The organism is Klebsiella aerogenes, from assembly GCA_029027985.1.
GTDB classification, from domain to species: Bacteria; Pseudomonadota; Gammaproteobacteria; order Enterobacterales; family Enterobacteriaceae; genus Klebsiella; species Klebsiella aerogenes_A.
Genome location: CP119076.1, coordinates 4,875,726 through 4,901,875, shown reverse-complemented (window position 1 = coordinate 4,901,875; position 26,150 = coordinate 4,875,726). Strand labels below are relative to the sequence as shown.

Annotated in this window: 20 protein-coding genes, 2 tRNA genes, 2 rRNA genes and 1 pseudogene; 15 read left to right on the top strand and 10 right to left on the bottom strand. The window is 53.8% G+C overall.

The window, feature by feature from the left end:
* Positions 1–25 precede the first annotated feature (25 nt).
* The 4 genes from PYR66_23225 (at position 26) to PYR66_23210 (ending at position 3,399) form a co-directional block, all read left to right on the top strand.
* Positions 26–2,930: ribosomal RNA gene (locus PYR66_23225) — 23S ribosomal RNA — on the top strand.
* Between the two features lie 92 nt (positions 2,931–3,022).
* A 5S ribosomal RNA gene (gene rrf, locus PYR66_23220) occupies positions 3,023–3,138 on the top strand.
* A 56-nt stretch (positions 3,139–3,194) separates the two neighbouring features.
* Positions 3,195–3,271, top strand: a tRNA-Asp gene (locus PYR66_23215).
* Between the two features lie 52 nt (positions 3,272–3,323).
* Positions 3,324–3,399, top strand: a tRNA-Trp gene (locus PYR66_23210).
* A gap of 102 nt (positions 3,400–3,501) precedes the next feature.
* Here the strand turns inward: PYR66_23210 and hdfR are convergent.
* On the bottom strand, positions 3,502–4,323 hold the full coding sequence (hdfR, locus tag PYR66_23205) for an HTH-type transcriptional regulator HdfR (GenBank protein ID WEF28120.1): 822 nt from the start codon (positions 4,321–4,323) through the stop codon (positions 3,502–3,504).
* Positions 4,324–4,441: 118 nt separating this feature from the next.
* On the opposite strand from hdfR, the gene PYR66_23200 reads away from it, so the two are divergent.
* Positions 4,442–4,780: a DUF413 domain-containing protein gene (locus PYR66_23200; protein ID WEF28119.1), complete on the top strand. Its 339-nt coding sequence runs from the start codon at positions 4,442–4,444 to the stop codon at positions 4,778–4,780.
* Positions 4,781–4,804: 24 nt separating this feature from the next.
* Here PYR66_23200 and PYR66_23195 read toward each other — a convergent pair whose 3' ends face one another.
* Positions 4,805–6,325, bottom strand: coding sequence for a YifB family Mg chelatase-like AAA ATPase (locus tag PYR66_23195; GenBank protein ID WEF28118.1), 1,521 nt, complete (start codon positions 6,323–6,325; stop codon positions 4,805–4,807).
* 353 nt (positions 6,326–6,678) lie between these two features.
* Between PYR66_23195 and ilvL the strand changes: the two genes are divergently transcribed.
* From ilvL to ilvA, 6 genes are all read left to right on the top strand, one after another.
* Complete coding sequence (gene ilvL, locus PYR66_23190) at positions 6,679–6,777, top strand: ilv operon leader peptide (GenBank protein WEF28117.1); 99 nt, start codon at positions 6,679–6,681, stop codon at positions 6,775–6,777.
* 140 nt (positions 6,778–6,917) lie between these two features.
* Positions 6,918–8,564, top strand: coding sequence for an acetolactate synthase 2 catalytic subunit (gene ilvG, locus PYR66_23185; GenBank protein ID WEF28116.1), 1,647 nt, complete (start codon positions 6,918–6,920; stop codon positions 8,562–8,564).
* On the top strand, positions 8,561–8,818 hold the full coding sequence (gene ilvM / locus PYR66_23180) for an acetolactate synthase 2 small subunit (GenBank protein WEF28115.1): 258 nt from the start codon (positions 8,561–8,563) through the stop codon (positions 8,816–8,818). Before ilvG ends, ilvM begins: the two co-directional genes overlap by 4 nt.
* Positions 8,819–8,837: 19 nt before the next feature.
* Positions 8,838–9,767 (top strand): branched-chain amino acid transaminase, encoded by a 930-nt coding sequence (locus PYR66_23175; GenBank protein WEF28114.1) that lies wholly within the window; start codon positions 8,838–8,840, stop codon positions 9,765–9,767.
* 60 nt (positions 9,768–9,827) lie between these two features.
* Positions 9,828–11,678, top strand: a complete 1,851-nt coding sequence (gene ilvD / locus PYR66_23170) for a dihydroxy-acid dehydratase (GenBank protein WEF28113.1) — start codon at positions 9,828–9,830, stop codon at positions 11,676–11,678.
* 2 nt (positions 11,679–11,680) lie between these two features.
* Positions 11,681–13,225 carry a threonine ammonia-lyase, biosynthetic gene (gene ilvA, locus PYR66_23165; GenBank protein WEF30534.1) on the top strand — a complete coding sequence of 515 codons (1,545 nt, stop codon included), beginning with the start codon at positions 11,681–11,683 and terminating at the stop codon, positions 13,223–13,225.
* A 708-nt stretch (positions 13,226–13,933) separates the two neighbouring features.
* Here the strand turns inward: ilvA and ilvY are convergent.
* From ilvY to PYR66_23135, 6 genes and pseudogenes are all read right to left on the bottom strand, one after another.
* Positions 13,934–14,821 (bottom strand): HTH-type transcriptional activator IlvY, encoded by an 888-nt coding sequence (gene ilvY / locus PYR66_23160; protein ID WEF28112.1) that lies wholly within the window; start codon positions 14,819–14,821, stop codon positions 13,934–13,936.
* A 104-nt stretch (positions 14,822–14,925) separates the two neighbouring features.
* Positions 14,926–15,951: a fimbrial protein gene (locus tag PYR66_23155; GenBank protein WEF28111.1), complete on the bottom strand. Its 1,026-nt coding sequence runs from the start codon at positions 15,949–15,951 to the stop codon at positions 14,926–14,928.
* A 42-nt stretch (positions 15,952–15,993) separates the two neighbouring features.
* Positions 15,994–18,474 (bottom strand): fimbrial biogenesis outer membrane usher protein, encoded by a 2,481-nt coding sequence (locus PYR66_23150; GenBank protein WEF28110.1) that lies wholly within the window; start codon positions 18,472–18,474, stop codon positions 15,994–15,996.
* Positions 18,475–18,608: 134 nt separating this feature from the next.
* Positions 18,609–19,283 carry a molecular chaperone gene (locus PYR66_23145; GenBank protein WEF28109.1) on the bottom strand — a complete coding sequence of 225 codons (675 nt, stop codon included), beginning with the start codon at positions 19,281–19,283 and terminating at the stop codon, positions 18,609–18,611.
* Positions 19,284–19,369: 86 nt separating this feature from the next.
* Complete coding sequence (locus PYR66_23140; protein WEF28108.1) at positions 19,370–19,900, bottom strand: fimbrial protein; 531 nt, start codon at positions 19,898–19,900, stop codon at positions 19,370–19,372.
* A gap of 768 nt (positions 19,901–20,668) precedes the next feature.
* Positions 20,669–20,788, bottom strand: a pseudogene (locus PYR66_23135) (HTH-type transcriptional activator IlvY).
* An 84-nt stretch (positions 20,789–20,872) separates the two neighbouring features.
* On the opposite strand from PYR66_23135, the gene ilvC reads away from it, so the two are divergent.
* The 3 genes from ilvC (at position 20,873) to PYR66_23120 (ending at position 23,301) form a co-directional block, all read left to right on the top strand.
* On the top strand, positions 20,873–22,348 hold the full coding sequence (gene ilvC / locus PYR66_23130; GenBank protein ID WEF28107.1) for a ketol-acid reductoisomerase: 1,476 nt from the start codon (positions 20,873–20,875) through the stop codon (positions 22,346–22,348).
* 151 nt (positions 22,349–22,499) lie between these two features.
* Positions 22,500–22,943, top strand: a complete 444-nt coding sequence (locus PYR66_23125) for an Rrf2 family transcriptional regulator (GenBank protein ID WEF28106.1) — start codon at positions 22,500–22,502, stop codon at positions 22,941–22,943.
* A complete protein-coding gene (locus PYR66_23120) occupies positions 22,936–23,301 on the top strand; it encodes a DUF1360 domain-containing protein (GenBank protein ID WEF28105.1) in 366 nt (121 codons plus the stop codon). Before PYR66_23125 ends, PYR66_23120 begins: the two co-directional genes overlap by 8 nt.
* A 78-nt stretch (positions 23,302–23,379) precedes the next feature.
* On the opposite strand, the gene ppiC (PYR66_23115) is transcribed toward PYR66_23120, so the two are convergent.
* A complete protein-coding gene (gene ppiC / locus PYR66_23115) occupies positions 23,380–23,661 on the bottom strand; it encodes a peptidylprolyl isomerase PpiC (GenBank protein ID WEF28104.1) in 282 nt (93 codons plus the stop codon).
* A gap of 51 nt (positions 23,662–23,712) precedes the next feature.
* The gene (gene ppiC, locus PYR66_23110; protein ID WEF28103.1) at positions 23,713–23,994 is read right to left on the bottom strand and encodes a peptidylprolyl isomerase PpiC; all 282 of its coding nucleotides are present in this window, start codon (positions 23,992–23,994) and stop codon (positions 23,713–23,715) included.
* Between the two features lie 112 nt (positions 23,995–24,106).
* On the opposite strand from ppiC (PYR66_23110), the gene rep reads away from it, so the two are divergent.
* Positions 24,107–26,128 (top strand): DNA helicase Rep, encoded by a 2,022-nt coding sequence (gene rep, locus PYR66_23105; GenBank protein ID WEF28102.1) that lies wholly within the window; start codon positions 24,107–24,109, stop codon positions 26,126–26,128.
* The last annotated feature ends 22 nt before the right edge of the window (positions 26,129–26,150 follow it).

The window sequence follows — 26,150 nt, the reverse complement described above, 5'->3', positions numbered from 1 at the left end:
TTTACGAAACATCTTCGGGTTGTGAGGTTAAGCGACTAAGCGTACACGGTGGATGCCCTGGCAGTCAGAGGCGATGAAGGACGTGCTAATCTGCGAAAAGCGTCGGTAAGGTGATATGAACCGTTATAGCCGGCGATGTCCGAATGGGGAAACCCAGTGTGATTCGTCACACTATCGTTAACTGAATACATAGGTTAACGAGGCGAACCGGGGGAACTGAAACATCTAAGTACCCCGAGGAAAAGAAATCAACCGAGATTCCCCCAGTAGCGGCGAGCGAACGGGGAGCAGCCCAGAGTCTGAATCAGCTTGTGTGTTAGTGGAACGGTCTGGAAAGTCCGACGGTACAGGGTGATAGTCCCGTACACCAAAATGCACAGGTTGTGAACTCGAAGAGTAGGGCGGGACACGTGGTATCCTGTCTGAATATGGGGGGACCATCCTCCAAGGCTAAATACTCCTGACTGACCGATAGTGAACCAGTACCGTGAGGGAAAGGCGAAAAGAACCCCGGCGAGGGGAGTGAAAAAGAACCTGAAACCGTGTACGTACAAGCAGTGGGAGCACCTTCGGGTGTGACTGCGTACCTTTTGTATAATGGGTCAGCGACTTATATTCTGTAGCAAGGTTAACCGTATAGGGGAGCCGCAGGGAAACCGAGTCTTAACTGGGCGTTAAGTTGCAGGGTATAGACCCGAAACCCGGTGATCTAGCCATGGGCAGGTTGAAGGTTGGGTAACACTAACTGGAGGACCGAACCGACTAATGTTGAAAAATTAGCGGATGACCTGTGGCTGGGGGTGAAAGGCCAATCAAACCGGGAGATAGCTGGTTCTCCCCGAAAGCTATTTAGGTAGCGCCTCGTGAACTCATCTTCGGGGGTAGAGCACTGTTTCGGCTAGGGGGTCATCCCGACTTACCAACCCGATGCAAACTACGAATACCGAAGAATGTTATCACGGGAGACACACGGCGGGTGCTAACGTCCGTCGTGAAGAGGGAAACAACCCAGACCGCCAGCTAAGGTCCCAAAGTCATGGTTAAGTGGGAAACGATGTGGGAAGGCACAGACAGCCAGGATGTTGGCTTAGAAGCAGCCATCATTTAAAGAAAGCGTAATAGCTCACTGGTCGAGTCGGCCTGCGCGGAAGATGTAACGGGGCTAAACCATGCACCGAAGCTGCGGCAGCGACACTATGTGTTGTTGGGTAGGGGAGCGTTCTGTAAGCCTGCGAAGGTGGCCTGTGAGGGTTGCTGGAGGTATCAGAAGTGCGAATGCTGACATAAGTAACGATAATGCGGGTGAAAAGCCCGCACGCCGGAAGACCAAGGGTTCCTGTCCAACGTTAATCGGGGCAGGGTGAGTCGACCCCTAAGGCGAGGCCGAAAGGCGTAGTCGATGGGAAACAGGTTAATATTCCTGTACTGGGTGTTACTGCGAAGGGGGGACGGAGAAGGCTATGTTAGCCGGGCGACGGTTGTCCCGGTTTAAGCATGTAGGCGGGTGTTCCAGGTAAATCCGGAACGCTGTTAACGCTGAGGTGTGATGACGAGGCACTACGGTGCTGAAGTAACAAATGCCCTGCTTCCAGGAAAAGCCTCTAAGCATCAGGTAACATCAAATCGTACCCCAAACCGACACAGGTGGTCAGGTAGAGAATACCAAGGCGCTTGAGAGAACTCGGGTGAAGGAACTAGGCAAAATGGTGCCGTAACTTCGGGAGAAGGCACGCTGATATGTAGGTGAAGCCCCTGCGGGTGGAGCTGAAATCAGTCGAAGATACCAGCTGGCTGCAACTGTTTATTAAAAACACAGCACTGTGCAAACACGAAAGTGGACGTATACGGTGTGACGCCTGCCCGGTGCCGGAAGGTTAATTGATGGGGTTATCCGTAAGGAGAAGCTCTTGATCGAAGCCCCGGTAAACGGCGGCCGTAACTATAACGGTCCTAAGGTAGCGAAATTCCTTGTCGGGTAAGTTCCGACCTGCACGAATGGCGTAATGATGGCCAGGCTGTCTCCACCCGAGACTCAGTGAAATTGAACTCGCTGTGAAGATGCAGTGTACCCGCGGCAAGACGGAAAGACCCCGTGAACCTTTACTATAGCTTGACACTGAACATTGAGCCTTGATGTGTAGGATAGGTGGGAGGCTTTGAAGCGTGGACGCCAGTCTGCGTGGAGCCGACCTTGAAATACCACCCTTTAATGTTTGATGTTCTAACCTGGCGCCGTAATCCGGCGTGGGGACAGTGTCTGGTGGGTAGTTTGACTGGGGCGGTCTCCTCCCAAAGAGTAACGGAGGAGCACGAAGGTTAGCTAATCCTGGTCGGACATCAGGAGGTTAGTGCAATGGCATAAGCTAGCTTGACTGCGAGCGTGACGGCGCGAGCAGGTGCGAAAGCAGGTCATAGTGATCCGGTGGTTCTGAATGGAAGGGCCATCGCTCAACGGATAAAAGGTACTCCGGGGATAACAGGCTGATACCGCCCAAGAGTTCATATCGACGGCGGTGTTTGGCACCTCGATGTCGGCTCATCACATCCTGGGGCTGAAGTAGGTCCCAAGGGTATGGCTGTTCGCCATTTAAAGTGGTACGCGAGCTGGGTTTAGAACGTCGTGAGACAGTTCGGTCCCTATCTGCCGTGGGCGCTGGAGAATTGAGGGGGGCTGCTCCTAGTACGAGAGGACCGGAGTGGACGCATCACTGGTGTTCGGGTTGTCATGCCAATGGCATTGCCCGGTAGCTAAATGCGGAAAAGATAAGTGCTGAAAGCATCTAAGCACGAAACTTGCCCCGAGATGAGTTCTCCCTGAGACTTAGAGTCTCCTGAAGGAACGTTAAAGACGATGACGTTGATAGGTCGGGTGTGTAAGCGTAGCGATACGTTGAGCTAACCGATACTAATGAACCGTGAGGCTTAACCTTACAACGCCGAAGATGTTTTGGCGATTTGAGACGATTTTCAGCGTGATACAGATTAATCGATGCGTCTTATGACGGATTGATAACAGAATTTGCCTGGCGGCGATAGCGCGGTGGTCCCACCTGACCCCATGCCGAACTCAGAAGTGAAACGCCGTAGCGCCGATGGTAGTGTGGGGTCTCCCCATGTGAGAGTAGGGAACTGCCAGGCATCAAATTTGCAGTAAAACCGGGGTGTTAAACCGGTAGATGTAGAAAAAATTCGGTGGAGCGGTAGTTCAGTCGGTTAGAATACCTGCCTGTCACGCAGGGGGTCGCGGGTTCGAGTCCCGTCCGTTCCGCCACTTATTTAAATTAAGCCTGCTAACTTAGCAGGCTTAATAGCGAGAAAGATTTAGGGGCGTAGCTCAGTTGGTAGAGCACCGGTCTCCAAAACCGGGTGTCGCGAGTTCGAGTCTCTCCGCCCCTGCCATATATAATCCTTTGCTTCGGCAAAGGATTTTTTTTATCTGTTATTTCCCCGTCTCATCACCTTTCCTTACTCGCTTTTAACTCCATCCATGGAGTCCAATCTTTATTCCAGTATGCTGCTTTTCAGGATATCGCGGATATGAGCCTGCTTATCGCTATTTTGTAACCAGATGGCATACAGAGGACGAGAAAGCGTCGCGCTATCGGTAACCGTATGCAGACCAGTTTTCTGCTGCGCCCAGTTGACGGGTAACCAGGTGCAACCGTTCAGTGCGTTGAGTTGCTGATAAGCAAGCTCAGCAGAGCTGGTTGTCAATAAAGGCACATCATCACTACCAATCAGACCGACTTCGTTTTGCTGAAAGTCTGGTCCCCATTCCAGGCGCAGGTAATTCAAATCATTCTTATTTTTAGCTGGCGCGGCACAATAGAGCGCCAGGGTGAAGTTTCCTAACAACTGGCTGCTTAATTCATCCATCTTCGGCGATTCAGTGGTGATCAGGAGATCGAGCTGACGCTCATGCAATTGTTTAACCAACGACTGACGCTGGGCGATCCGCGCTTCAAATTGCAGGTTATAGGGTTCTTTATAGAGCTTCCCTAACCAGCCGTTCAGAAGACACTCCCATAGCGATGCACTGGCACCGATTGAGAATTCATTATGCCGGGAAGAGTGGGCGACCTCCTTACGCGCGGCCTGCCAGGTATTCATCAACGTTTCTGCATAGGGCAACAGCTTTTCACCGGCGGACGTTAAACGAATATTGTTACGATGGCGGGTGAATAGATTCACGCCCAGCTGGTTTTCCAACTGGCGAATACGGAAGCTAACCGCTGATTGTGTTAAATAAAGCGCCTCCGCTGCTCGCCCAAAGTGGCGAGTTCTGCTCACTTCAAGGAAAGTTTTGAGCAATTCCGTGTCCACACTCTTCTCCGCAAAATTATTTGTCGTGATGATTTAAATGTTTTGTTTGACGCTCTGTCAAGCGTAACTAATACTCCGCGCCATAAATAGCTCGGCCAAAGAATCAGGAGCGTGTAGGATGGCGGAAAGCTTTACGACGACTAATCGTTTTTTCGACAATAAAAATTATCCGCGCGGGTTCTCCCGTCACGGTGATTTCACCATCAAAGAGGCGCAACTGCTTGAACGTCATGGTTACGCCTTTAATGAGCTGGAACTGGGTAAACGCGAGCCTGTTACTGAAGATGAAAAACAGTTCGTAGCGGTATGCCACGGCGAACGTGAGCCAGTAACGGAAGCAGAACGCGTCTGGATTAAGTATATGGCGCGTATCAAGCGTCCAAAGCGTTTCCACACTCTGTCTGGTGGCAAGCCGCAGGTTGAAGGCGCCGAAGACTATACTGAAAGTGACGATTAAGAAAAAAGGGCGAAAGCCCTTTTTTTATGCCATCAGCGTTTGCAGGTGGTTTAGCATGCGATCGATAGCCCGGTAGCTCAGTGCTTCCTGCAAATGGTGGCGTTCTATATCCCGATCTTCATTGATATCGGCGATAGTGCGAGCAACCTTCAGCAGCCGCTGCCACGCGCGTATTGATAACCCCAGCGCCGATAGCGCCTGTTCCAACCATATCGCGTCATCTTCTTTTAGCCGACACCAGGCTTTTATCTCGCCGCTATCCAGTTGCGCATTGAGTTTCCCCTGTCGGGTGAGCTGCTGTTCACGCACCGCTAACACTCGCAGGCGAATAGCCGCGCTTCGTTCTTCGCCGTCGCTACCTCGACTTAATACGCCTGGCGGGGGGAGAGGGATCTCCAGCGACAGGTCGAAGCGATCGAGGAACGGCCCGGACAACCGACTCAGATAACGCAATGTTTGTTCTGGCGTGGCCCGGTTATGTTGCCCTTGATAATGCCCTGTTGGACTGGGATTCATGGCAGCAATGAGTTGAAACCTGGCGGGATAGTCTATTTTCGCCCGCGTGCGTGAAAGATGAATTTTTCCTGACTCGATGGGCTCACGTAAGGCATCCAGAACCCGGCGTTCGAATTCGGGCAGCTCATCGAGAAACAGAATGCCGTTATGGGCAAGAGAGATCTCGCCTGGCGCCGGGATCGAACCGCCGCCGACCATCGCTGCCAGCGACGCGCTATGATGAGGAGCACGGAATGGCCGTCGACGCCACTGGCGCGTGACGTAATGGGTATTGACGAGGCTCAGGATAGCCGCGCTCTCCAGCGCTTCCTGATTGCTTAGCGGCGGTAATAGCCCTGATAAACGGCTGGCGAGCATCGTTTTCCCGGTACCTGGCGGCCCCATTAGCAGCAAATTGTGGCCGCCGGCTGCGACGATCTCCAGCGCGCGTTTTCCCTGCTGTTGGCCAATAACATCGCCGAGATCGTCGTAGTCATCGTGACCCACTTCGATTTCACTGGCTGGCGGCTGCAGCGCATGCTTTCCTTCAAGAAACGCGCAGACTTCCTGCAGGTGTCCGGCAATAAGACATTCATCGCCGCCGATCAACCCGACCTCTGCGGCGTTATCCCCGGCAACAATAATTTGCCGCCCGGCTTTTATCGCTTCCATTGCGCTGGAAATAGCCCCAGGAACGCCGCGTAAGCCGCCTGTCAGGGCCAGCTCGCCGACAAACTCATATTGATTTAGCGTCGGCGCAGTAAGCTGCTCCGACGCGACCAGGAGCGCGAGAGCGATAGGTAAATCATATCTCCCACCTTCTTTTGGCAAATCGGCTGGCGCGAGGTTGATGGTTATCTTCTTCGCCGGGAAGCTGTAACCGCTATTGATAATGGCGCTACGGACCCGATCGCGAGCCTCCTTTACCGTGGTTTCAGGCAGCCCAACCATCGTCAATCCGGGCAAACCGGTGCTGATATGAACTTCGACCGTAATCAGCGGCGCGCTGACCCCCAGCGCCGCACGGGTATAGACAATTGCGAGTGACATAACCCCTCCTGAGCCGGTGATTATGTCGATTCATATACGGTAAGTAACCGCCACGAAGTTAACTTTATGGCGCTTATTCCAGACAATTGACTGCAAAGTTTTGCATTTTTATTTTTCTGGAAGAATGCGCGCAAATTTTCAAACATGCCGTTTTGGCATGCTGAAACACGGGATGAAAACCGGTGATAAGCTGAATTTTTTTCACTTTATATTTTTCTGTTAAAAAACAACTGCTTTAATAAAAATCGTTAGCAAGATCAGAAAATGGAACATAAAAAAATCTTGTGCTTGTTGTGATGTCTGTGATAACTCTTTAGGTATTCCTTCGAACAAGAAGCCAGAAAGAACAGAAAATGACAGCCCTTCTACGAGTGATTAGCCTGGTCGTGATTAGCGTGGTGGTGATTATTATCCCACCGTGCGGGGCTGCACTTGGACGAGGAAAGGCTTAGAAATCAAGCCTTAACGAACTAAGACCCCCGCACCGAAAGGTCCGGGGGTTTTTTTATAACTTAAAAAACATCAGCGAGGAGCAAACGATGAGTTTTAGCACAAAATTCTGTTTCTCCCGATCTATGACGGGGAACTAACTATGAACGGGGCGCAGTGGGTGGTACATGCTTTGCGAGCACAGGGTGTCGATACGGTATTTGGCTACCCGGGTGGCGCAATTATGCCGGTTTACGATGCGTTGTATGACGGCGGCGTGGAACACCTACTGTGTCGTCACGAACAGGGAGCCGCGATGGCCGCCATCGGTTATGCTCGCGCCACTGGCAAAACTGGGGTCTGCATCGCCACTTCCGGCCCTGGCGCCACCAACCTGATCACTGGTCTTGCTGACGCGCTGCTTGATTCCGTTCCCGTCGTTGCGATCACCGGTCAGGTGGCAGCGCCGTTTATCGGTACCGATGCTTTTCAGGAAGTGGACGTTCTTGGGTTATCGCTGGCCTGCACCAAACACAGTTTCCTGGTGCAATCGTTGGAAGAACTGCCGCGCGTGATTGCTGAAGCTTTCCTGGTGGCAAACTCAGGCCGCCCCGGCCCGGTACTGGTGGATATCCCGAAGGATATCCAGCTGGCGAAAGGTGAGCTGGACCCGCATTTCTCGACCGTACCTGACGATGTTGAGTTCCCTTACGCGGAAGTCGAACAGGCATTAGCGATGATTGCTCAGTCCCACAAACCGATGCTGTACGTGGGCGGTGGTGTCGGAATGGCGCAGGCAGTACCGGCTCTGCGCGAGTTTCTGTCTGTTACGCAGATGCCGGTAACCTGCACCCTGAAAGGGCTGGGCGCCGTAGAAGCGGATTACCCGTACTATCTCGGGATGTTGGGAATGCACGGCACCAAGGCGGCAAACCTGGCGGTTCAGCAGTGTGATCTGTTGATCGCCGTCGGTGCGCGTTTTGATGACCGGGTGACCGGCAAGCTGAACACCTTTGCCCCGCACGCCAAAGTAATTCATATGGATATCGATCCGGCTGAATTGAACAAACTGCGCCAGGCGCACATTGCCTTAACCGGCGATTTGAACGCGATGCTGCCAGCGCTGAAGCAGCCGTTATCTATCGATACCTGGCGCGAGCACAATGCTCAGCTGCGTGCGGAGCACGCCTGGCGCTACGATCACCCTGGCGAGGCCATCTACGCGCCGTTGCTGCTGAAGCAGCTTTCCGATCGCAAACCGGCGGATTGCGTCGTGACCACCGATGTTGGCCAGCACCAGATGTGGTCGGCTCAGCATATGACCTATACCCGTCCGGAAAACTTCATCACCTCCAGTGGGCTGGGCACCATGGGCTTTGGCCTGCCGGCCGCTGTCGGCGCGCAGGTTGCTCGCCCGGACGATACCGTTATCTGTATCTCCGGCGATGGTTCTTTCATGATGAACGTGCAAGAGTTGGGCACCGTTAAGCGCAAGCAGCTGCCGTTGAAAATCGTGCTGTTGGATAACCAACGTTTAGGTATGGTTCGCCAGTGGCAGCAGCTGTTCTTCCAGGAGCGTTACAGCGAAACCACGCTCACCGATAACCCTGATTTCCTGACCCTGGCCAGCGCCTTCGGCATTCCTGGCCAACACATCACCCGTAAAGACCAGGTTGAAGCGGCACTCGACACCATGCTTTCGAGCCAGGGGCCATATCTGCTTCATGTCTCAATCGACGAACTTGAGAATGTCTGGCCGTTGGTGCCGCCCGGCGCCAGTAATGCAGAAATGCTGGAGAAATTATCATGATGCAACATCAGGTCGCTTTACAGGCTCGCTTCAACCCCGAAACCTTAGAACGCGTGCTGCGCGTCGTGCGTCACCGTGGCTTTCAGATCTGCTCCATGAATATGGAAACCGCGGCGGATGCCCAGAACATAAATATCGAACTGACCGTTGCCAGCCAGCGGCCCGTCGAATTACTGTTTAGTCAGTTACGCAAACTGGTAGACGTCGCCTGCGTCGAGATCCAGCAACCCACATCACAACAGATCCGCGCTTAAGCGCAGAGGAATAACAAAAATGACGACGAAGAAAGCTGATTACATTTGGTTCAATGGCGAGATGACCCCATGGGGCGAGGCAAAAGTGCACGTGATGTCTCACGCGCTGCACTACGGGACTTCGGTGTTCGAAGGTATCCGCTGCTACGATTCTCACAAAGGACCAGTGGTGTTCCGCCATCGTGAACATATGCAGCGTCTGCATGACTCAGCCAAAATCTACCGTTTCCCGGTTTCTCAGAGTGTTGATGAGCTTATGGAAGCCTGCCGCGAAGTTATCCGCACCAATAAGCTGACCAGCGCCTATATCCGTCCGTTAGTCTTTGTTGGCGATGTCGGCATGGGCGTTAACCCGCCGGACGGTTACAACACTGACGTGATCATCGCGGCGTTCCCGTGGGGAGCATACCTTGGCGCGGAAGCGCTGGAGCAGGGGATCGATGCGATGGTTTCTTCCTGGAACCGTGCGGCGCCGAACACCATCCCAACCGCGGCAAAAGCGGGCGGTAACTATCTCTCCTCACTGCTGGTTGGTAGCGAAGCGCGTCGTCATGGTTATCAGGAAGGTATCGCGTTGGATGTTAACGGTTATATCTCTGAAGGCGCGGGCGAAAACTTGTTTGAAGTGAAAGATGGCGTGCTGTTTACCCCGCCATTTACCTCTTCCGCCCTGCCGGGCATTACCCGCGACGCCATTATCAAGCTGGCGAAGGACCTGGGTATCGAAGTGCGTGAACAGGTGCTGTCCCGTGAATCTCTGTACCTGGCGGATGAAGTCTTCATGTCCGGTACCGCCGCGGAAATCACCCCAGTACGCAGCGTTGACGGCATTCAGGTCGGCGAAGGCCGCCGCGGCCCGGTGACTAAACGTATTCAGGAAGCATTCTTTGGCCTCTTCACCGGTGAAACGGAAGATAAATGGGGCTGGTTGGATCCGGTAAGTCAGTAATTAAAAATGGGACGGCACGCACCGTCCCATTGCATAAACAATGATGGGAGTAAAAAGAGCATGCCTAAGTACCGTTCCGCCACCACCACACATGGCCGCAATATGGCGGGCGCCCGCGCGCTGTGGCGCGCAACCGGGATGACCGATGATGATTTCGGTAAACCGATCATCGCTGTCGTCAACTCCTTTACCCAGTTTGTGCCGGGGCACGTGCACCTGCGCGATCTCGGTAAACTGGTTGCCGAGCAAATTGAAGCTGCAGGCGGCGTCGCTAAAGAATTCAACACGATCGCAGTGGATGATGGGATCGCCATGGGTCACGGGGGGATGCTCTATTCACTGCCATCTCGTGAGCTGATCGCTGACTCGGTAGAGTACATGGTCAACGCCCACTGCGCCGATGCGATGGTCTGCATTTCCAACTGCGATAAAATCACCCCGGGGATGCTGATGGCTTCTCTGCGCCTGAATATTCCGGTGATTTTCGTTTCCGGCGGCCCAATGGAAGCCGGGAAGACCAAACTGTCTGACAAAATTATCAAACTGGATCTGGTGGATGCCATGATTCAGGGCGCGGACCCGAAAGTATCCGACGATCAGAGCAACCAGGTGGAGCGTTCCGCCTGTCCAACCTGTGGTTCTTGTTCAGGGATGTTTACTGCTAACTCCATGAACTGCCTGACCGAAGCATTAGGTTTATCGCAGCCGGGTAACGGTTCTCTGCTGGCGACTCACGCCGATCGTAAAACGCTGTTCCTCAACGCCGGTAAGCGCATCGTCGAACTGACCAAGCGTTACTACGAGCAGGATGACGCTTCCGCGCTGCCGCGCAATATCGCCAGTAAGGCGGCATTCGAAAACGCCATGACGTTGGATATCGCCATGGGCGGCTCGACCAACACGGTTCTGCACCTGTTAGCTGCGGCGCAGGAAGCCGAGATCGACTTCACCATGAGCGATATCGATAAACTGTCCCGCAAGGTACCGCAGCTGTGTAAAGTGGCGCCGAGTACGCAGAAATACCATATGGAAGACGTGCACCGCGCCGGCGGCGTTCTGGGGATCCTCGGCGAGTTAGATCGCGCCGGTCTGCTGAACCGCGAGGTGAAAAATATTCTTGGCCTGACGTTGCCGCAAACCCTTGAGCGTTACGATGTGATGCAGACCCAGGATGATGCGGTGAAACAGATGTTCCGTGCGGGCCCGGCGGGTATTCGCACCACTCAGGCGTTCTCGCAGGACTGCCGTTGGGACACCCTTGATGACGATCGCGCTGAAGGTTGCATCCGTTCTCTGGAGCACGCTTACAGCAAAGACGGCGGTCTGGCGGTTCTGTACGGCAACTTTGCCGAAAACGGTTGTATCGTGAAAACCGCAGGCGTGGACGATAGCATTCTGAAGTTCACCGGCCCGGCGAAAGTGTATGAGAGCCAGGATGAGGCGGTTGAGGCCATCCTTGGCGGCAAAGTGGTGGAAGGCGACGTTGTGGTTATCCGCTATGAAGGGCCGAAAGGCGGGCCGGGGATGCAGGAAATGCTCTACCCGACAACCTTCCTGAAGTCTATGGGCCTCGGCAAAGCGTGCGCGCTGATCACCGATGGCCGTTTCTCTGGCGGCACCTCGGGGCTTTCTATTGGCCACGTATCGCCGGAAGCAGCGAGCGGCGGCAATATCGCGATCATCGAAGATGGCGACTTGATTGCTATTGATATCCCGAACCGCGGCATCCAGTTGCAGCTGAGCGATGCGGAAATTGCTGCCCGTCGTGAAGCGCAGGAAGCGCGTGGTGATAAGGCGTGGACGCCGAAAGATCGCGAACGTCAGGTCTCCTTCGCGCTGCGCGCTTACGCGAGCCTCGCGACCAGCGCCGACAAAGGCGCCGTGCGCGATAAATCAAAACTTGGGGGTTAATGATGGCCGAGTCGCAACCCCTATCCGCCGCCCCCGAGGGGGCGGAATATCTCCGTGCGGTACTGCGCGCGCCGGTTTATGAAGCGGTGCAGAAAACGCCGCTGCAAAAAATGGACAAGCTCTCTTCGCGCCTCGATAACGTTATTCTGGTGAAACGCGAAGACCGCCAGCCAGTGCATAGCTTTAAGCTGCGCGGCGCCTACGCGATGATGTCCGGCCTGACGGCGGAACAAAAATCGAATGGCGTGATTACGGCTTCGGCGGGTAACCATGCGCAAGGGGTGGCGTTTTCTGCCTCCCGGCTTGGCGTTAAGGCGCTGATCGTGATGCCGGTGGCGACCGCTGATATCAAAGTTGACGCCGTTCGCGGTTTTGGCGGCGAAGTGCTGCTGCACGGCGCTAACTTTGACGAAGCGAAAGCCCGGGCGATTGAGTTGGCGCAGCAACAGGGCTTTACCTGGGTGCCGCCGTTCGATCACCCGATGGTGATCGCCGGTCAGGGTACCCTGGCGCTGGAACTGCTGCAGCAGGATGCCCACATTGACCGCGTATTCGTACCGGTCGGCGGCGGCGGTCTGGCAGCGGGCGTGGCGGTGTTGATCAAACAGCTGATGCCGCAAATTAAAGTCATCGCCGTGGAAGCGGAAGATTCTGCCTGTCTGAAGGCGGCGCTGGATGCTGGCCATCCGGTGGATCTGCCGCGCGTTGGCCTCTTTGCCGAAGGCGTAGCGGTCAAACGCATTGGCGACGAAACTTTCCGTCTGTGTCAGGAGTATCTCGACGACATCATCACCGTGGATAGCGATGCGATCTGCGCGGCGATGAAAGACCTGTTCGAAGACGTGCGTGCGGTGGCGGAGCCTTCCGGCGCGCTGGCGCTGGCGGGAATGAAAAAATACATCGCCCAGCACAACATTCGCGGTGAACGCCTGGCGCACGTGCTTTCCGGTGCGAACGTCAACTTCCACGGCCTGCGCTACGTTTCCGAACGCTGCGAGCTGGGGGAACAACGTGAAGCGCTGTTGGCGGTGACCATCCCGGAAGAGAAGGGTAGCTTCCTGAAATTCTGCCAACTGTTAGGCGGGCGTTCGGTCACCGAGTTCAACTATCGCTTCGCCGATGCGAAAAACGCTTGTATTTTTGTCGGCGTGCGCCTGAGCCGCGGCCTGGAGGAACGCAAAGAGATCCTGCAGTTGTTGAGCGATGGCGGTTACAGCGTGGTGGATCTCTCCGACGATGAAATGGCAAAGCTGCACGTGCGCTACATGGTCGGCGGCCGTCCGTCGAAACCGTTGCAGGAACGTCTCTACAGCTTTGAATTCCCGGAATCTCCCGGCGCGCTACTCAAGTTTCTGTATACCTTAGGCACGCACTGGAATATTTCCCTGTTCCACTATCGTAGCCACGGCACTGACTATGGCCGCGTGCTGGCGGCGTTCGAACTGGGCGAGAACGAACCGGATTTCGAAACCCGACTCAATGAACTGGGTTATGAGTGCCACGACGAGACGAATAACCCGGCGTTCAGGTTTTTCCTGGCGGGATAGCCGTTATTTTGCCTCAAACCAGGGCGCGATGATTCGCGCCAGAGGGCCTCGATTTTCTCCAACAGGTACGTATCGAAAACGACAAAGCGTGGTTTGACGATCACCGCGTAATTTTTAGCAAGAATGAAAAAATATTCGGGAGCTTTATTAAAGGGGGAAGTGGTTTCCCCCTTTGGTGCGTTTCAACCTGAGAATCACTTCAACAGATCAATCAACCGCAGCAGAGCCAGTAATAGCTCCAGTACGGCGATGAGCACAATCAGCTTTTGCGTCAGCGTGTCCATCCGCTCTCCTTCATGAAGGAGCGCAACGCCCGCGTCTTACCCTTACATTGCCTGTCGGCGCGGGGTGTACATTTGCTGAATTGCACTGTTGCACTCCAGACCAGAGCACTACTTGCAGCACCACCTGTCCAGTAGTCAGGGCTTAAAATCGGTGCGGTGAAGAGCGCGACAGTTCAGCGCTTTGTATTATAAATCCAGGCCGTCTGTTTGCAACAGAGGGAAAATTGGGGTAGCATTAAATGTGCTGAATTGCACTGTTGCACAACGCCGCTCGGGCCGCCATCTGTAGCCTGAGGGCGAAAAATAAAGAACCCTGCCTCACCAGCGGGGTTTTTTATTGTTCTGCGATCGGCTTTCCAGATAACGCTTTGGTTTATTTGATCACTGTCCCGCGTACATATTTATCCAGCTTCTCTCTTCCTTGTCATACCTGAATAATCTTCCAGAACGCATTAATCAGCGGCTCATTCAGCCGTTTCTTTTGTGCGCACACGCCTAGCTCGAAAGGCGTCTTCTCATCGCTGCGCTCTAAAATCATCACGCGGTTGCGCACCGGCTCCGGGCTGTTTTCCAGCACGATTTCGGGAATCAGCGCCACGCCGCAGCCCAGCGCCACCATCGACACCATTGCTTCGTGGCCGCCCACGGTGGCGTAAATCAACGGATTGCTGATTTTATGGCGACGGAACCACAGTTCGATGCGGCGGCGCACTGGCCCCTGGTCGGCCATGATAAACGGCACCGTTGACCAGTCGGGCTCATCAACGGAAACCTGGTTGCGTACCGGGCACGGTAGCGCCGGGGCAATCAATACGACGGCCAGATTCTCCAGCATGGCAAACGCCACCGCGCCCGGCAGCGTTTCCGGTTTACCGGCAATCGCCAGATCGGCTTCTCCTGTCACCACTTTGTCCATCGCATCGGCGGCATCGCCGGTGGTGAGTTTGATTTCCACCGAGGGGTGTTCGGCGCGAAAACGGTCAAGAATCGGCGGCAGGTGGCTGTACGCCGCGGTCACCGAGCAGAAAATATGCAGTTCGCCCGACAGCGACGGCCCTTGCTGATCGAGCGTGTGGCGTAGTTGTTGATATTGCAGCAGCGTTTGCTGGGCAAACACGCGCAGCTCATCGCCAGCTTCGGTGAGCGTGACCGTGCGGTTATCGCGCACAAACAACGGCTGACCGAGATCGTCTTCCAGCCGTTGGATCTGCCGGGAGAGCGTGGAAGGGCTGACGTGCATCGCCCGCGCGCTGCGGCCAAAATGACGGCTTTCGGCCAGATGCAGGAACATTTTCAGATCGCGTAAATCCACGGGCACACTCCACGATTTTACATTGCAGAAATTGCAATATGATGTGGCAAATATATCAACGACCGCAATAAATTTCCTGCAATAAAAGGCGATGGTTGCCGGCGTTATTGGTACGTCACTGAAAACGTGACGGAGGTGTTTGCAGTCCCGCCGCTTATTGCCTGGTTCAGGCGATAATAACGGGCTTGCAGAGGGATATCGTAATCACCGGCTGGATTAGGAATGAAATTGAATGGCTGATCTTTTGATAGCGGTAGTGCCTTTCCTGCGTTATCGAGTAATTGCAGACCGACCCCTTTGGCAGAGGATGTGCTATCCAATGCGATAACGGAAAGTGAGTCATCCAGCACGGAGGTAGCTGGCGCAAGCTGATATGTGATGTCTTTTACCGTGTCAGCGCAGCCTCTCAGCGCGATACTAAAGCCAACGCGATCCGTTGTGTCTCCGGGGGCGGAAAGCTGGCCTATTGCATGGGTTCCCATGGGGACTTCAATGGCAGAGGTTCCTATCTCGCAGCTTTCGAGTATAACCTTAGTCGCCTTCGTCGATATAGACATATTCCCATTCGTCATGTAAAAGGCAGTGCCTTGGCCGAAGGTCAGGTTAAATAATAGACCACCAATATTAGTGATCGTATTTCCGTCGCGGGTAGACACAGGGCCAGTGACAACCAATCTTCCTACCCATGTGAGGTCTATTTTCAGTGTCTCATTACTCTTTAGATTGACCATTTGATAGACTGGATAACGGTTGGTTGGCGAAAAATATCCATCATTCCAGCTCGGCTTCGGATTGGAAATATAATAAGTATTCTGGACTTGTAATCCTATACCCGGAATGTTTGTGTTAACCGTGTGTGGATAAGATGAGGGCGTTAAGGTGGTATTCATTGGCCACGGAGTCAGGTCCCAGGTACCCGAGCAAGGGCCACCGATAGTACCCGATATTGTAGCAGTGGCACTCTCAACAAGCACTTTTCCTATGGGGTCATTCTTTGATACGTTAATTGTGCCTGGAAATGAAATGGTGGCGCTAGAAAAATTAGCCGGACCACAGGCGATGACCTCCCGCCCAACGCAAAGCAATATAAGCAGAGCAAAAAAGACCGACCGATAAATAACACGTCGCATAAATTTATCTTCCTTATAAAATAGAAACGGCTGGTGGCGTCGTTACCGGCACATCGCCTGGAGCATCTGTAAGCCGGAGGCCTCTGTTTGCTTCAACTGGTAATCCACCTGGCACTGCTGCCCGGCGTCGCTGCCCCATTTCACCGTCAGTTTTCCGCTCTCCGCCAGCCCGGTCAGATACACCTGGCCGCCATCGCCGACGATAAACGCCTGCGTTTTCTGCGTGGGATCGCTCACCATCGCGCCAAAAGGAATGCTGCCTCCGTCCTGGCGGACTAACGTCATCATCACGCGCTGCCCCACGCTGGCGTTAAAGCTCGCCCGCACCACCGCGCCGCGCGTCGGCACGACATTCTGGCTCGCGGTTTCGATATCGACATCATCGGGGAGCATTTCGGTGTTCAGCGATATCTGGGTTTTACGATACGGGCTGACGTAAGGCACAATGGCATAGCCGCGAAAATCCGTGCTCACCCCGGTCTGGTTGGTGACGCCAACGCCGCCCGCGCCCTGCGCCGCCACCAGGGCGATGGTGTCATTCAGCGATTGCCCCAGCGTTATGCCGTTGGCGTGCGCGACGATCCCCCCTTGCAGGCCGTAGTTCACCCGCTGCATATCCCTGTCGTAGGCGTAGGCCGCGTTTACCTCGGCGTAGGTGCCCCGGTAATCGGCGCTCATGTTGCCGCTGTTGCCTTCTCCCTGGCTGCCGTAACCCTCCGATACGCTCCAGCTCAGGTTATTATCCGCCAGCGCCGAGCCACTCAGCCCGACGTTATTGGTGGTATTGCCCTGCTGGCTGGTGTTCATGCTGTAGTCGGCGTAGGTACTGCTCATCCAGCTGTCCAGCGGAATACTGATGTTGAGGGAAAACTGCTGATCGTTGTCGTACCGTTTCCCACCATTGCCGCTGTCCTGGGTGTTGCGGTTGTAGCTGTAGTTCAGGTTGTAGCTGAAGTACTGCCAGCTGTTGCTGTATCCCACGCCTATCGAGCGCATGCTCTGCTGGCTGTTCCAGTAGTCCTCGCTGACCAGGTTTAACGACAGCGATCCAGCGTCGTCCCACAGTGTCTGGCTCAGCGTCATTTCAGCCCGGTTACGGCGGCGATCGGTCACTGTGGAATCGCTGTCGTTGTTGTAGGTATCCAGCACTTCCGATAGCGTGTAATACCCGGAGGTGGAATAACGATAACCGGCAATGGTGATATTGGTGCCCGTGTCGAGGAGATCTTTGCTGTAACGAATACGCCAGGACTGCCCTTGTTGCTTCTGACGGTCTTTCTGCGTGGACCACGATTGCGTCACGTCGGTGGAGATAGCCCCCAGTGTCTCCATATTTTTCCCTGCCCCAAACGCCAGTGACTGGTAGTGGCCGGCGAACTGCCCGCCGCCGTAAAGCGTGACACCAAAAGGTAAACCGTAAATCCCCGTGGCCTGGCCAAAGCCGGTTTTATCCACGCTGTTGTCATAAGCGCGGTATTGCCCGCCGGTGATTGAATATTTAAGCCGCCCTTCGCGTTGCAGTACCGGCAGAGAGGCAAACGGCACCACCAGCTGCTGCTCGCTACCATCCGCTTCTTTGATCGTCACGTTCAGGTCGCCGCTGCTGCCAGTGGGGTACATATCGGTAATTTCAAATGCGCCCGGCGTGACGTAGGTCTGGTAGATGGTATAACCATTCTGACGAACCGTGACCTGCGCATTGCTGCGGGCGATACCGCGCACCACGGGGGCATAACCTTTCAGACTGTCCGGGAGCATGTCGTCGTCAGAGGCGAGCTGCCCGCCACGAAAGGGGACGCTGTCAAAAATATCGGCGGGTGAGCTGCTCTCTCCCAGCGTTAGCTGACTTTTCAGCCGAATGATGTCGCGCTGGACATAGGTATATACGGTATCCCATTTGTCTTGCCCGTTGCTGTCGCGGTTCCAGGTGGTGTAATTGCGCAGGCGCCACGGGCCGATGTTGATCCCCGGCCGCAGGTTGACGTACTGGCTGTCGCTGTCCTGGCTGTCGTTTGTGCGGGTGTAATTATTGGCGCCGCTCAAGCTGTAGTTCAGCAGCAGCGCGGTGATCCCTTCATCCCACTGAGATTCCGGGACATAACCGCGCGCATTCTGCGACACGGCGGCTTGCGGCATACTGAGTAACAACTGCTGCACGTTAAAGCGAAATGTCGCGCTGGACTGCGGGATCGCCGCCAGATTCGCGCATTCGGCCTCTGTGCTGCCCAACGCGGGGAAGGACGCGGTTTTTACCCCCATCTCCGCTAGCGTGGCGACGCTGATGCAGGGTTGCAGCGTCTCTTTGCCATCGTTGCCTTTGATGAACTTAAACACGACGTCGCGGGTATCGAACTTGTCTTTATTAAGGTAAATATCGACGCGGTAGGTTCCCGGCGACTGTGCGCCGTTCTCTTCGAATACCGACAGGTCGGCGTTTGCCTGTTGTGCAGGGCCGGTTTTCAGAAACGCGGGGTTAAAATAATCCCGCGCCTGAGCACCCAGAAGGGGCCAACTGAGTAACATGGCCTGTAGCGTGCCCCGGTAAATCACCTTGTTTACGGCGAAAAAAAACCGCCGCTGCTGAACGGGCCAACGTATTATTTCCATATCGCGTGTTTCTCGCCGTCAGGTTTAAATAACAGGCAGGGTTATATCGGCTACAGTGACGCGGCGTGATCCTCGCCAATGCCGCCATAGTCATTGATCACTTTCCAGTGGATACCGTTGCCAGCGCCCTTGGGTAGCGGGAAGCTGGTGTGCCCCATCGGTGGGACAAAGGTAACCTTTTTCAACGTGTTACCCCCGACGGTGATGGAGTAGAAGTTCATATAAAACGGGGTCGGGTTTGTTACCTGAAGCTGATCGCCTGTGCGTTGCCATTTCAGTTCACCGGCGCGTTCGTCCGGTGCGCCTTTAAGGCCTTTAGGGCGATAAATCAGCTTCATCCTGCTGTTGACCGCAATCTGTAACTGGCTTTTTTGCTCATCCGTTGAGGCCGTCGGGATCGATTTAATATTCATCCAGTACAGCGACTCCCGGTCTTCCGGTAAATTCCCGCCCGCCCGCACCACGCGCAGAATATTGCCTTCCCCGCCATTCAGACGGAACAGTGGTGGGGTGATAACAAAGGGGGCCTTTTCTGTGCCGCTGTCCTGGGTGCTCACCCACGACTGGATCAGATACGGCACCTTGTCGGGGTTATTGACATTCAGGGAAGACTCTTTCTTACCGCCGTCGTAAATTAAGCGCGTCGCGCCAATCACCACGCCAGCCTGAGCAACGCTGGCCGCCGCCATTAACACCACTGCGACTCCCATAAGACGACATTTCATACACTTCACTCCGCTGGAAACGGTAGAAATAACCAGCTGGCAAGATCACCAGCTGGTTGGGTTAACACTCTCTACAGCAAAAATGCTTAGTTGTAGGTCATGTCAAAGTCGACGATGCCATCGGCCTGACCTGCGGTGATATCGGCATTATCGACGAGTGCGTAGTACTGAGCGTCAAAATTGAGCGTAGTACTGCCGCCACCGGCGGTCAGGGCATAAGGGTCGCTGGCGGAGTTGATATCCACATCCTTGCCTTTATCATCAGAGATCCGGATACCCACGCCTTCAGCGGTACTGGTTGTGGTGTCCAGTGCCAGTACGCCTGCGGTGCTGGATTCAGTTCCCTTAAAGGTTACTGCGGCCGTGATGAAGCTTGCCGGGCAGTTCGTCAATTCAATTTTGAACGGAACCTTTGTAGAAACATCACCGGAAGTGGTGAAAGCAGATTTCTGAACGGTGCCTAATGAAACCGGCTCGTTAGCGCTGGTGCTGACCGAACACCCATCTTCAGTGATAAACCCCTTGAAATGAATCGTACCGCCAGGGGTGGTTACAGCCGCCAGTGCAGAACCTGATACGATGGAAGCCAGCGCGGCAGCAATCATTACCTTTTTCATGATTTTCCTTAATTAATTTAACTAACATAAAGCCATTCCCTGGTTGCTGAAATGGCGGTTTCATTGCCATATGAATGGGGCCTGAGAACTAACACATCCATTGAATAATGAAATTATTGCTCGCCGGTAAAATGATAAAAAATAACCTTATTGATATATTGCTTATCAACCAGAAAGATTCAGTCTTAAATTAAGTGGAGCGAATGCCACGATGAATGACAACAGCCCAATTGCTATAAGATAAAATTAGCTCAATGATTTCACCATAGATATATTAATTCGGGGGTAGGATGTTTTTTTTGAAAAAAAGAGTCAATGACATAATTTGTTATTCGGAATTTGCCTAGGGCTTTAAGGTGTTAAAAAACCAGATTAATAGCTTAAACCCCTTCGGTTTTTTTATTTTTTAATGTAGTTAAATCAGTATGTTATTGGTGCTTTTGGTGAGCAGTGTTTGTGTTGGGCAGATATGCGGGTAAAATTAAACAGTCCGTGTTCATGGCGCTATTTGTGATGCCGGGTTATTTCTTTATATAATATATATTCTGAAGTTTTTATGGTTATTTTAAAATAATGGATGATGTTTTCATTATTCATTTGGATGATGGTGCTTTGTTGGTTTTTTTGCTGGCTAAATGTTATTGCTTACCTGCCCGGTGGAGAGGGTAAGCAGGTGAGAATGTTGTATTGTGTAAAACGAACATATATGAATAACATGTATTTCATGCGTACTTATTAAACCAGAATAACTTTCCTGAACACCTCAACGTGGCGGCTTTCCGCCAGATGCAGGAAGGTTTTTAGATCGCGTAAATTCACAGACGAGTCTCCGGTTTTCAATGTTGCATAAATTGCAATGTAACGTTGTGAATATATCAATTTCCGCAATAAATTTCCTGTTGTAATGTGGGTTCATTCTCGCTGAAACGCGAACCGAACAATAAGACACACAACATCACGGAGTACACCATCATGGCTAACTACTTTAATACACTGAATCTGCGCCAGCAGCTGGCACAGCTGGGCAAATGTCGCTTCATGGGCCGCGACGAATTCGCCGATGGCGCAAGCTACCTTCAGGGTAAAAAAGTGGTCATCGTCGGCTGTGGCGCTCAGGGCCTGAACCAGGGCCTGAACATGCGTGACTCTGGTCTGGATATCTCCTACGCTCTGCGTAAAGAAGCGATTGCCGAGAAGCGCGCGTCCTGGCGTAAAGCGACCGAAAACGGCTTCAAAGTCGGTACCTATGAAGAGCTGATCCCGCAGGCTGACCTGGTGGTTAACCTGACGCCGGACAAACAGCACTCCGACGTGGTGCGTTCCGTACAGCCGCTGATGAAAGACGGCGCGGCGCTGGGTTATTCTCACGGTTTCAACATCGTCGAAGTGGGCGAGCAGATCCGTAAAGACATCACCGTAGTGATGGTGGCGCCGAAGTGCCCGGGTACCGAAGTGCGTGAAGAGTACAAACGTGGTTTCGGGGTTCCGACCCTGATTGCGGTTCACCCGGAAAACGATCCGAAAGGCGAAGGTATGGCGATCGCTAAAGCCTGGGCCGCGGCAACCGGTGGTCACCGTGCTGGCGTACTGGAATCCTCCTTCGTTGCGGAAGTGAAATCTGACCTGATGGGCGAGCAGACTATCCTGTGCGGTATGCTGCAGGCCGGTTCTCTGCTGTGCTTCGACAAGCTGGTGGCTGAAGGCACCGATGCCGCTTACGCAGAAAAACTGATTCAGTTCGGCTGGGAAACCATCACCGAAGCGCTGAAGCAGGGCGGCATCACCCTGATGATGGACCGCCTGTCTAACCCGGCAAAACTGCGCGCTTATGCGCTGTCAGAACAGCTGAAAGAGATCATGGCGCCGCTGTTCCAGAAACACATGGACGGCATCATCTCCGGTGAATTCTCCTCCGGTATGATGGCTGACTGGGCGAACGACGACAAAAACTTGCTGACCTGGCGTGAAGAGACCGGTAAAACCGCGTTCGAAACCGCGCCGCAGTTTGAAGGCAAAATCGGCGAGCAGGAGTACTTCGATAAAGGCGTACTGATGATTGCGATGGTGAAAGCGGGCGTTGAGCTGGCGTTCGAAACCATGGTTGATTCCGGCATCATCGAAGAGTCTGCTTACTACGAATCACTGCACGAACTGCCGCTGATCGCTAACACCATTGCCCGTAAGCGTCTGTACGAAATGAACGTGGTTATCTCCGATACCGCAGAATACGGTAACTACCTGTTCTCTTACGCTTGCGTACCGCTGCTGAAAGAGTTCATGACCACGCTGCAGACCGGCGATCTGGGTAAAGCGATTGCCGAAGGCGCGGTAGACAACGCTCAGCTGCGTGACGTGAACGAAGCGATTCGCAGCCACGCTATCGAAGCGGTAGGTAAAAAACTGCGCGGTTATATGACGGATATGAAGCGCATCGCAGTCGCTGGTTAATCCTTAAATACATCTCTACCAGCCCGGTGACGCGCAAGCGCCGCCGGGTTTTCTTTTTTAATTCGCTTAAAACCTTTTTTAATCAAGATGATGATTATTTTCTGCACACGAGAGGTTGCCGTATAACTCTTAATGTAATATCGTAAGTTACATGAAAATAAATAACTCATTCTCAGCGACATTACACATCCTGCTGCATATGGAGCAGGTCGATAAACCTCTTACTTCGGAGCAGATGGCTGATTTTATCGACGGCAACCCGGCATTTATCCGCAAGCTGCTGGCCGGATTACGCGAAAACAAAATCGTCTGTGCAACCAAAGGGCATAACGGCGGTTGGCGGCTATGTCGTCCGGCCAACGAAGTGACGCTGCACGATATCTATTTCGCGCTGGGGTCGCCGACGCTGTTTGCGATTGGCAACCGCAGCGAAAACCCGCTGTGCCTGGTGGAGCAGGGGGTAAACCGGGTGATGTCAGAGACGCTCGCCGATGCGCAGACGCTGATCCTCGATCGCTTTAAGCGCCTGACGCTACAGGATATCGGCAGCGAATTTATTAGCTACTTCAACGACCAAGGCCACGACCATGATTGAAAATTTAACCACCTGCCTGATGATTGCGATGGCGGCGAGCAGTATTTCGATGACGGTGACGCAGACGGAGTTGTTTGCCGCGTTTCGTGAATGGACGACGAAAAAGAACGTGCTAATGGGGCACTTGTTCCACTGCTTCTACTGCCTAAGTCACTGGGTGGTATTTGGCGGGATGGCGGTATATCGCCCGGCGCTGTTGAACAGCGGCTTTGCGCTGATTGACTGGGTGATGACGGCGTTTATCGTGATTACTATCACCACGCTGATTAATGGCTTGATGTTTAAGGTGTTCCAGGCGGCGGTTAGCACCCACGTGATGAAACATAACGCCCAGCAGACGCTGCAATCGCAGAAATAAAAAACCCGGCGTCGCTTTGCTCGGCCGGGCTACAAACGACCGGTAGCCCGGCCGAGCAAAGCGACGCCGGGATACACCTTACTTACGGTACAGCACTTTGATAATGTGGTAGCCAAACTGGGTATGCAGTGGGCCAGTTGGCTCCAGTTCCGGGCAGGAGAAGACCACTTTATCGAATGCCGGGACCATCTGGCCCTGGCGGAATTCACCCAGATCGCCGCCGCGTTTTCCTGACGGGCAGATTGAGTGTTTCTTCGCCAGCTTGCCGAAGTCGGCGCCATTTTTAAGCTGCTCAAGCAGATCGAGAGCCAGTTTCTCTTCTTTTACCAGAATGTGCAGTGCTGCCGCTGTTTTAGCCATGATTGCGCCTTGATTGAGTTGGGATAAATCAGGGCGCCATAGTAGCACGCGTTAACGGCGATACAGCACCTTGATGATATGGTAGCCAAATTTGGTTTGCACCGGTCCATAGGGCTTGAGCAACGGGCAACTGAAGACGGCTTTATCGAACGGGCCGACCATCACCCCCTGTTGGAATTCGCCTAAATCACCGCCGTTGCGTCCTGATGGACACTTTGAGTAGCGCTTCGCCAGATGATCGAAGCTGACGCCGCGTTCCAGTTTGGCGAGGATCTCCTGCGCCAGTTTCTCTTCTTTTACCAGAATATGCAGGGCTGCTGCGCTTTTTGCCATGGTCAGGTTCTCAGGATGAATTGCGTGGCTGACACTTTACCATCCGCCGGTAAATCTCGGCCCCGCTTTCTGCTACAATCCACACCCCGTTCGAAGATTGAGCAATATTCCCATGCGTTTAAACCCTGGCCAACAACAAGCCGTCGAATTCGTTACCGGACCGTGCCTGGTGCTGGCGGGCGCCGGTTCCGGTAAGACCCGCGTTATTACCAATAAAATCGCCCACCTGATCCGCGGCTGCGGCTATCAGGCGCGCCATATCGCGGCCGTGACCTTTACCAACAAAGCCGCGCGCGAAATGAAAGAACGCGTCGGGCAAACGCTGGGGCGCAAAGAGGTGCGCGGCTTGATGATTTCCACCTTCCACACCCTGGGGCTGGATATCATCAAGCGCGAATATGCCGCGCTGGGAATGAAGTCTAACTTTTCGCTGTTCGATGATACTGATCAGGTTGCTTTGCTTAAAGAGCTGACCGAAGGGTTGATCGAAGATGACAAAGTGGTGTTGCAGCAGCTGATCTCGACGATCTCCAATTGGAAAAACGATCTGAAAACGCCCGCGCAGGCGGCGGCAGGCGCGAAAGGCGAGCGGGATCGTATCTTCGCTCACTGTTATGGGCTGTACGACGCGCACATGAAGGCCTGCAATGTCCTTGATTTCGACGATCTGATCCTGCTGCCGACGCTGTTGCTGCAGCGTAATGAAGAGGTGCGCGAACGCTGGCAGAATAAGATCCGTTACCTGCTGGTGGATGAGTATCAGGATACCAACACCAGCCAGTATGAACTGGTGAAGCTGCTGGTGGGGCAGCGCGCGCGCTTTACCGTGGTGGGCGACGATGATCAGTCGATCTACTCGTGGCGCGGCGCGCGGCCGCAGAACCTGGTGCTGCTTAGTCAGGACTTCCCGGCGTTGCAGGTGATCAAGCTTGAGCAGAACTACCGCTCTTCCGGGCGAATACTGAAAGCCGCTAACATTCTGATCGCTAATAACCCGCACGTCTTTGAAAAGCGGCTGTTCTCTGAACTGGGTTACGGCACCGAACTGAAAGTGCTTTCCGCTAACAACGAAGATCATGAAGCGGAGCGCGTTGCCGGCGAGCTGATCGCCCATCACTTTATTAATAAAACCGACTATAAAGATTACGCGATCCTCTATCGCGGCAACCATCAGTCGCGCGTCTTTGAAAAGATGCTGATGCAGAACCGCATTCCGTACAAAATCTCCGGCGGCACCTCGTTTTTCTCACGTCCGGAAATTAAAGACCTGCTGGCCTATCTGCGCGTGTTGACCAATCCGGATGACGACAGCGCCTTCCTGCGAATCGTCAATACGCCAAAGCGCGAGATTGGCCCGGCGACGTTGCAAAAGCTCGGTGAATGGGCGATGAGCCGCAACAAAGGCTTGTTCACCGCCAGCTTTGATATGGGGTTAAGCCAGACGCTCACCGGGCGCGGGTACGAATCTCTCACCCGTTTCACCCACTGGCTACGGGAAATTCAGCAGTTGACCGAGCGCGAGCCGGTTGCCGCCGTGCGTGATTTGATTCGCGGGATTGATTATGAATCCTGGTTGTATGAAACCTCGCCCAGCCCGAAAGCCGCAGAAATGCGGATGAAAAACGTCAACCAGCTGTTTACCTGGATGACTGAGATGCTGGAAGGCAGCGAGATTGATGAACCGATGACGCTAACGCAGGTGGTCACTCGCTTCACCTTGCGCGACATGATGGAACGCGGTGAATCGGACGAAGAGTTGGATCAGGTCCAACTGATGACCCTCCACGCCTCAAAAGGACTGGAGTTCCCGTATGTTTACCTGGTCGGAATGGAAGAGGGGCTGTTGCCGCACCAGAGCAGCATTGATGAAGATAACGTTGATGAAGAGCGCCGTCTGGCCTACGTCGGCATCACCCGGGCGCAGAAAGAGCTGATCTTCACGTTGTGTAAGGAACGTCGGCAGTATGGCGAGCTGGTGCGCCCGGAGCCGAGCCGTTTTCTGCTGGAACTCCCGCAGGACGATCTGATTTGGGAGCAAGAGCGGAAGGTGATTTCAGCAGAAGAGCGGATGCATAAAGGCCAGGCCAACGTCGCGAATATTAAGGCGATGCTGGCGAAGGCGAAAAAGGGTTAATCCCTTTGGCGATATATATGAC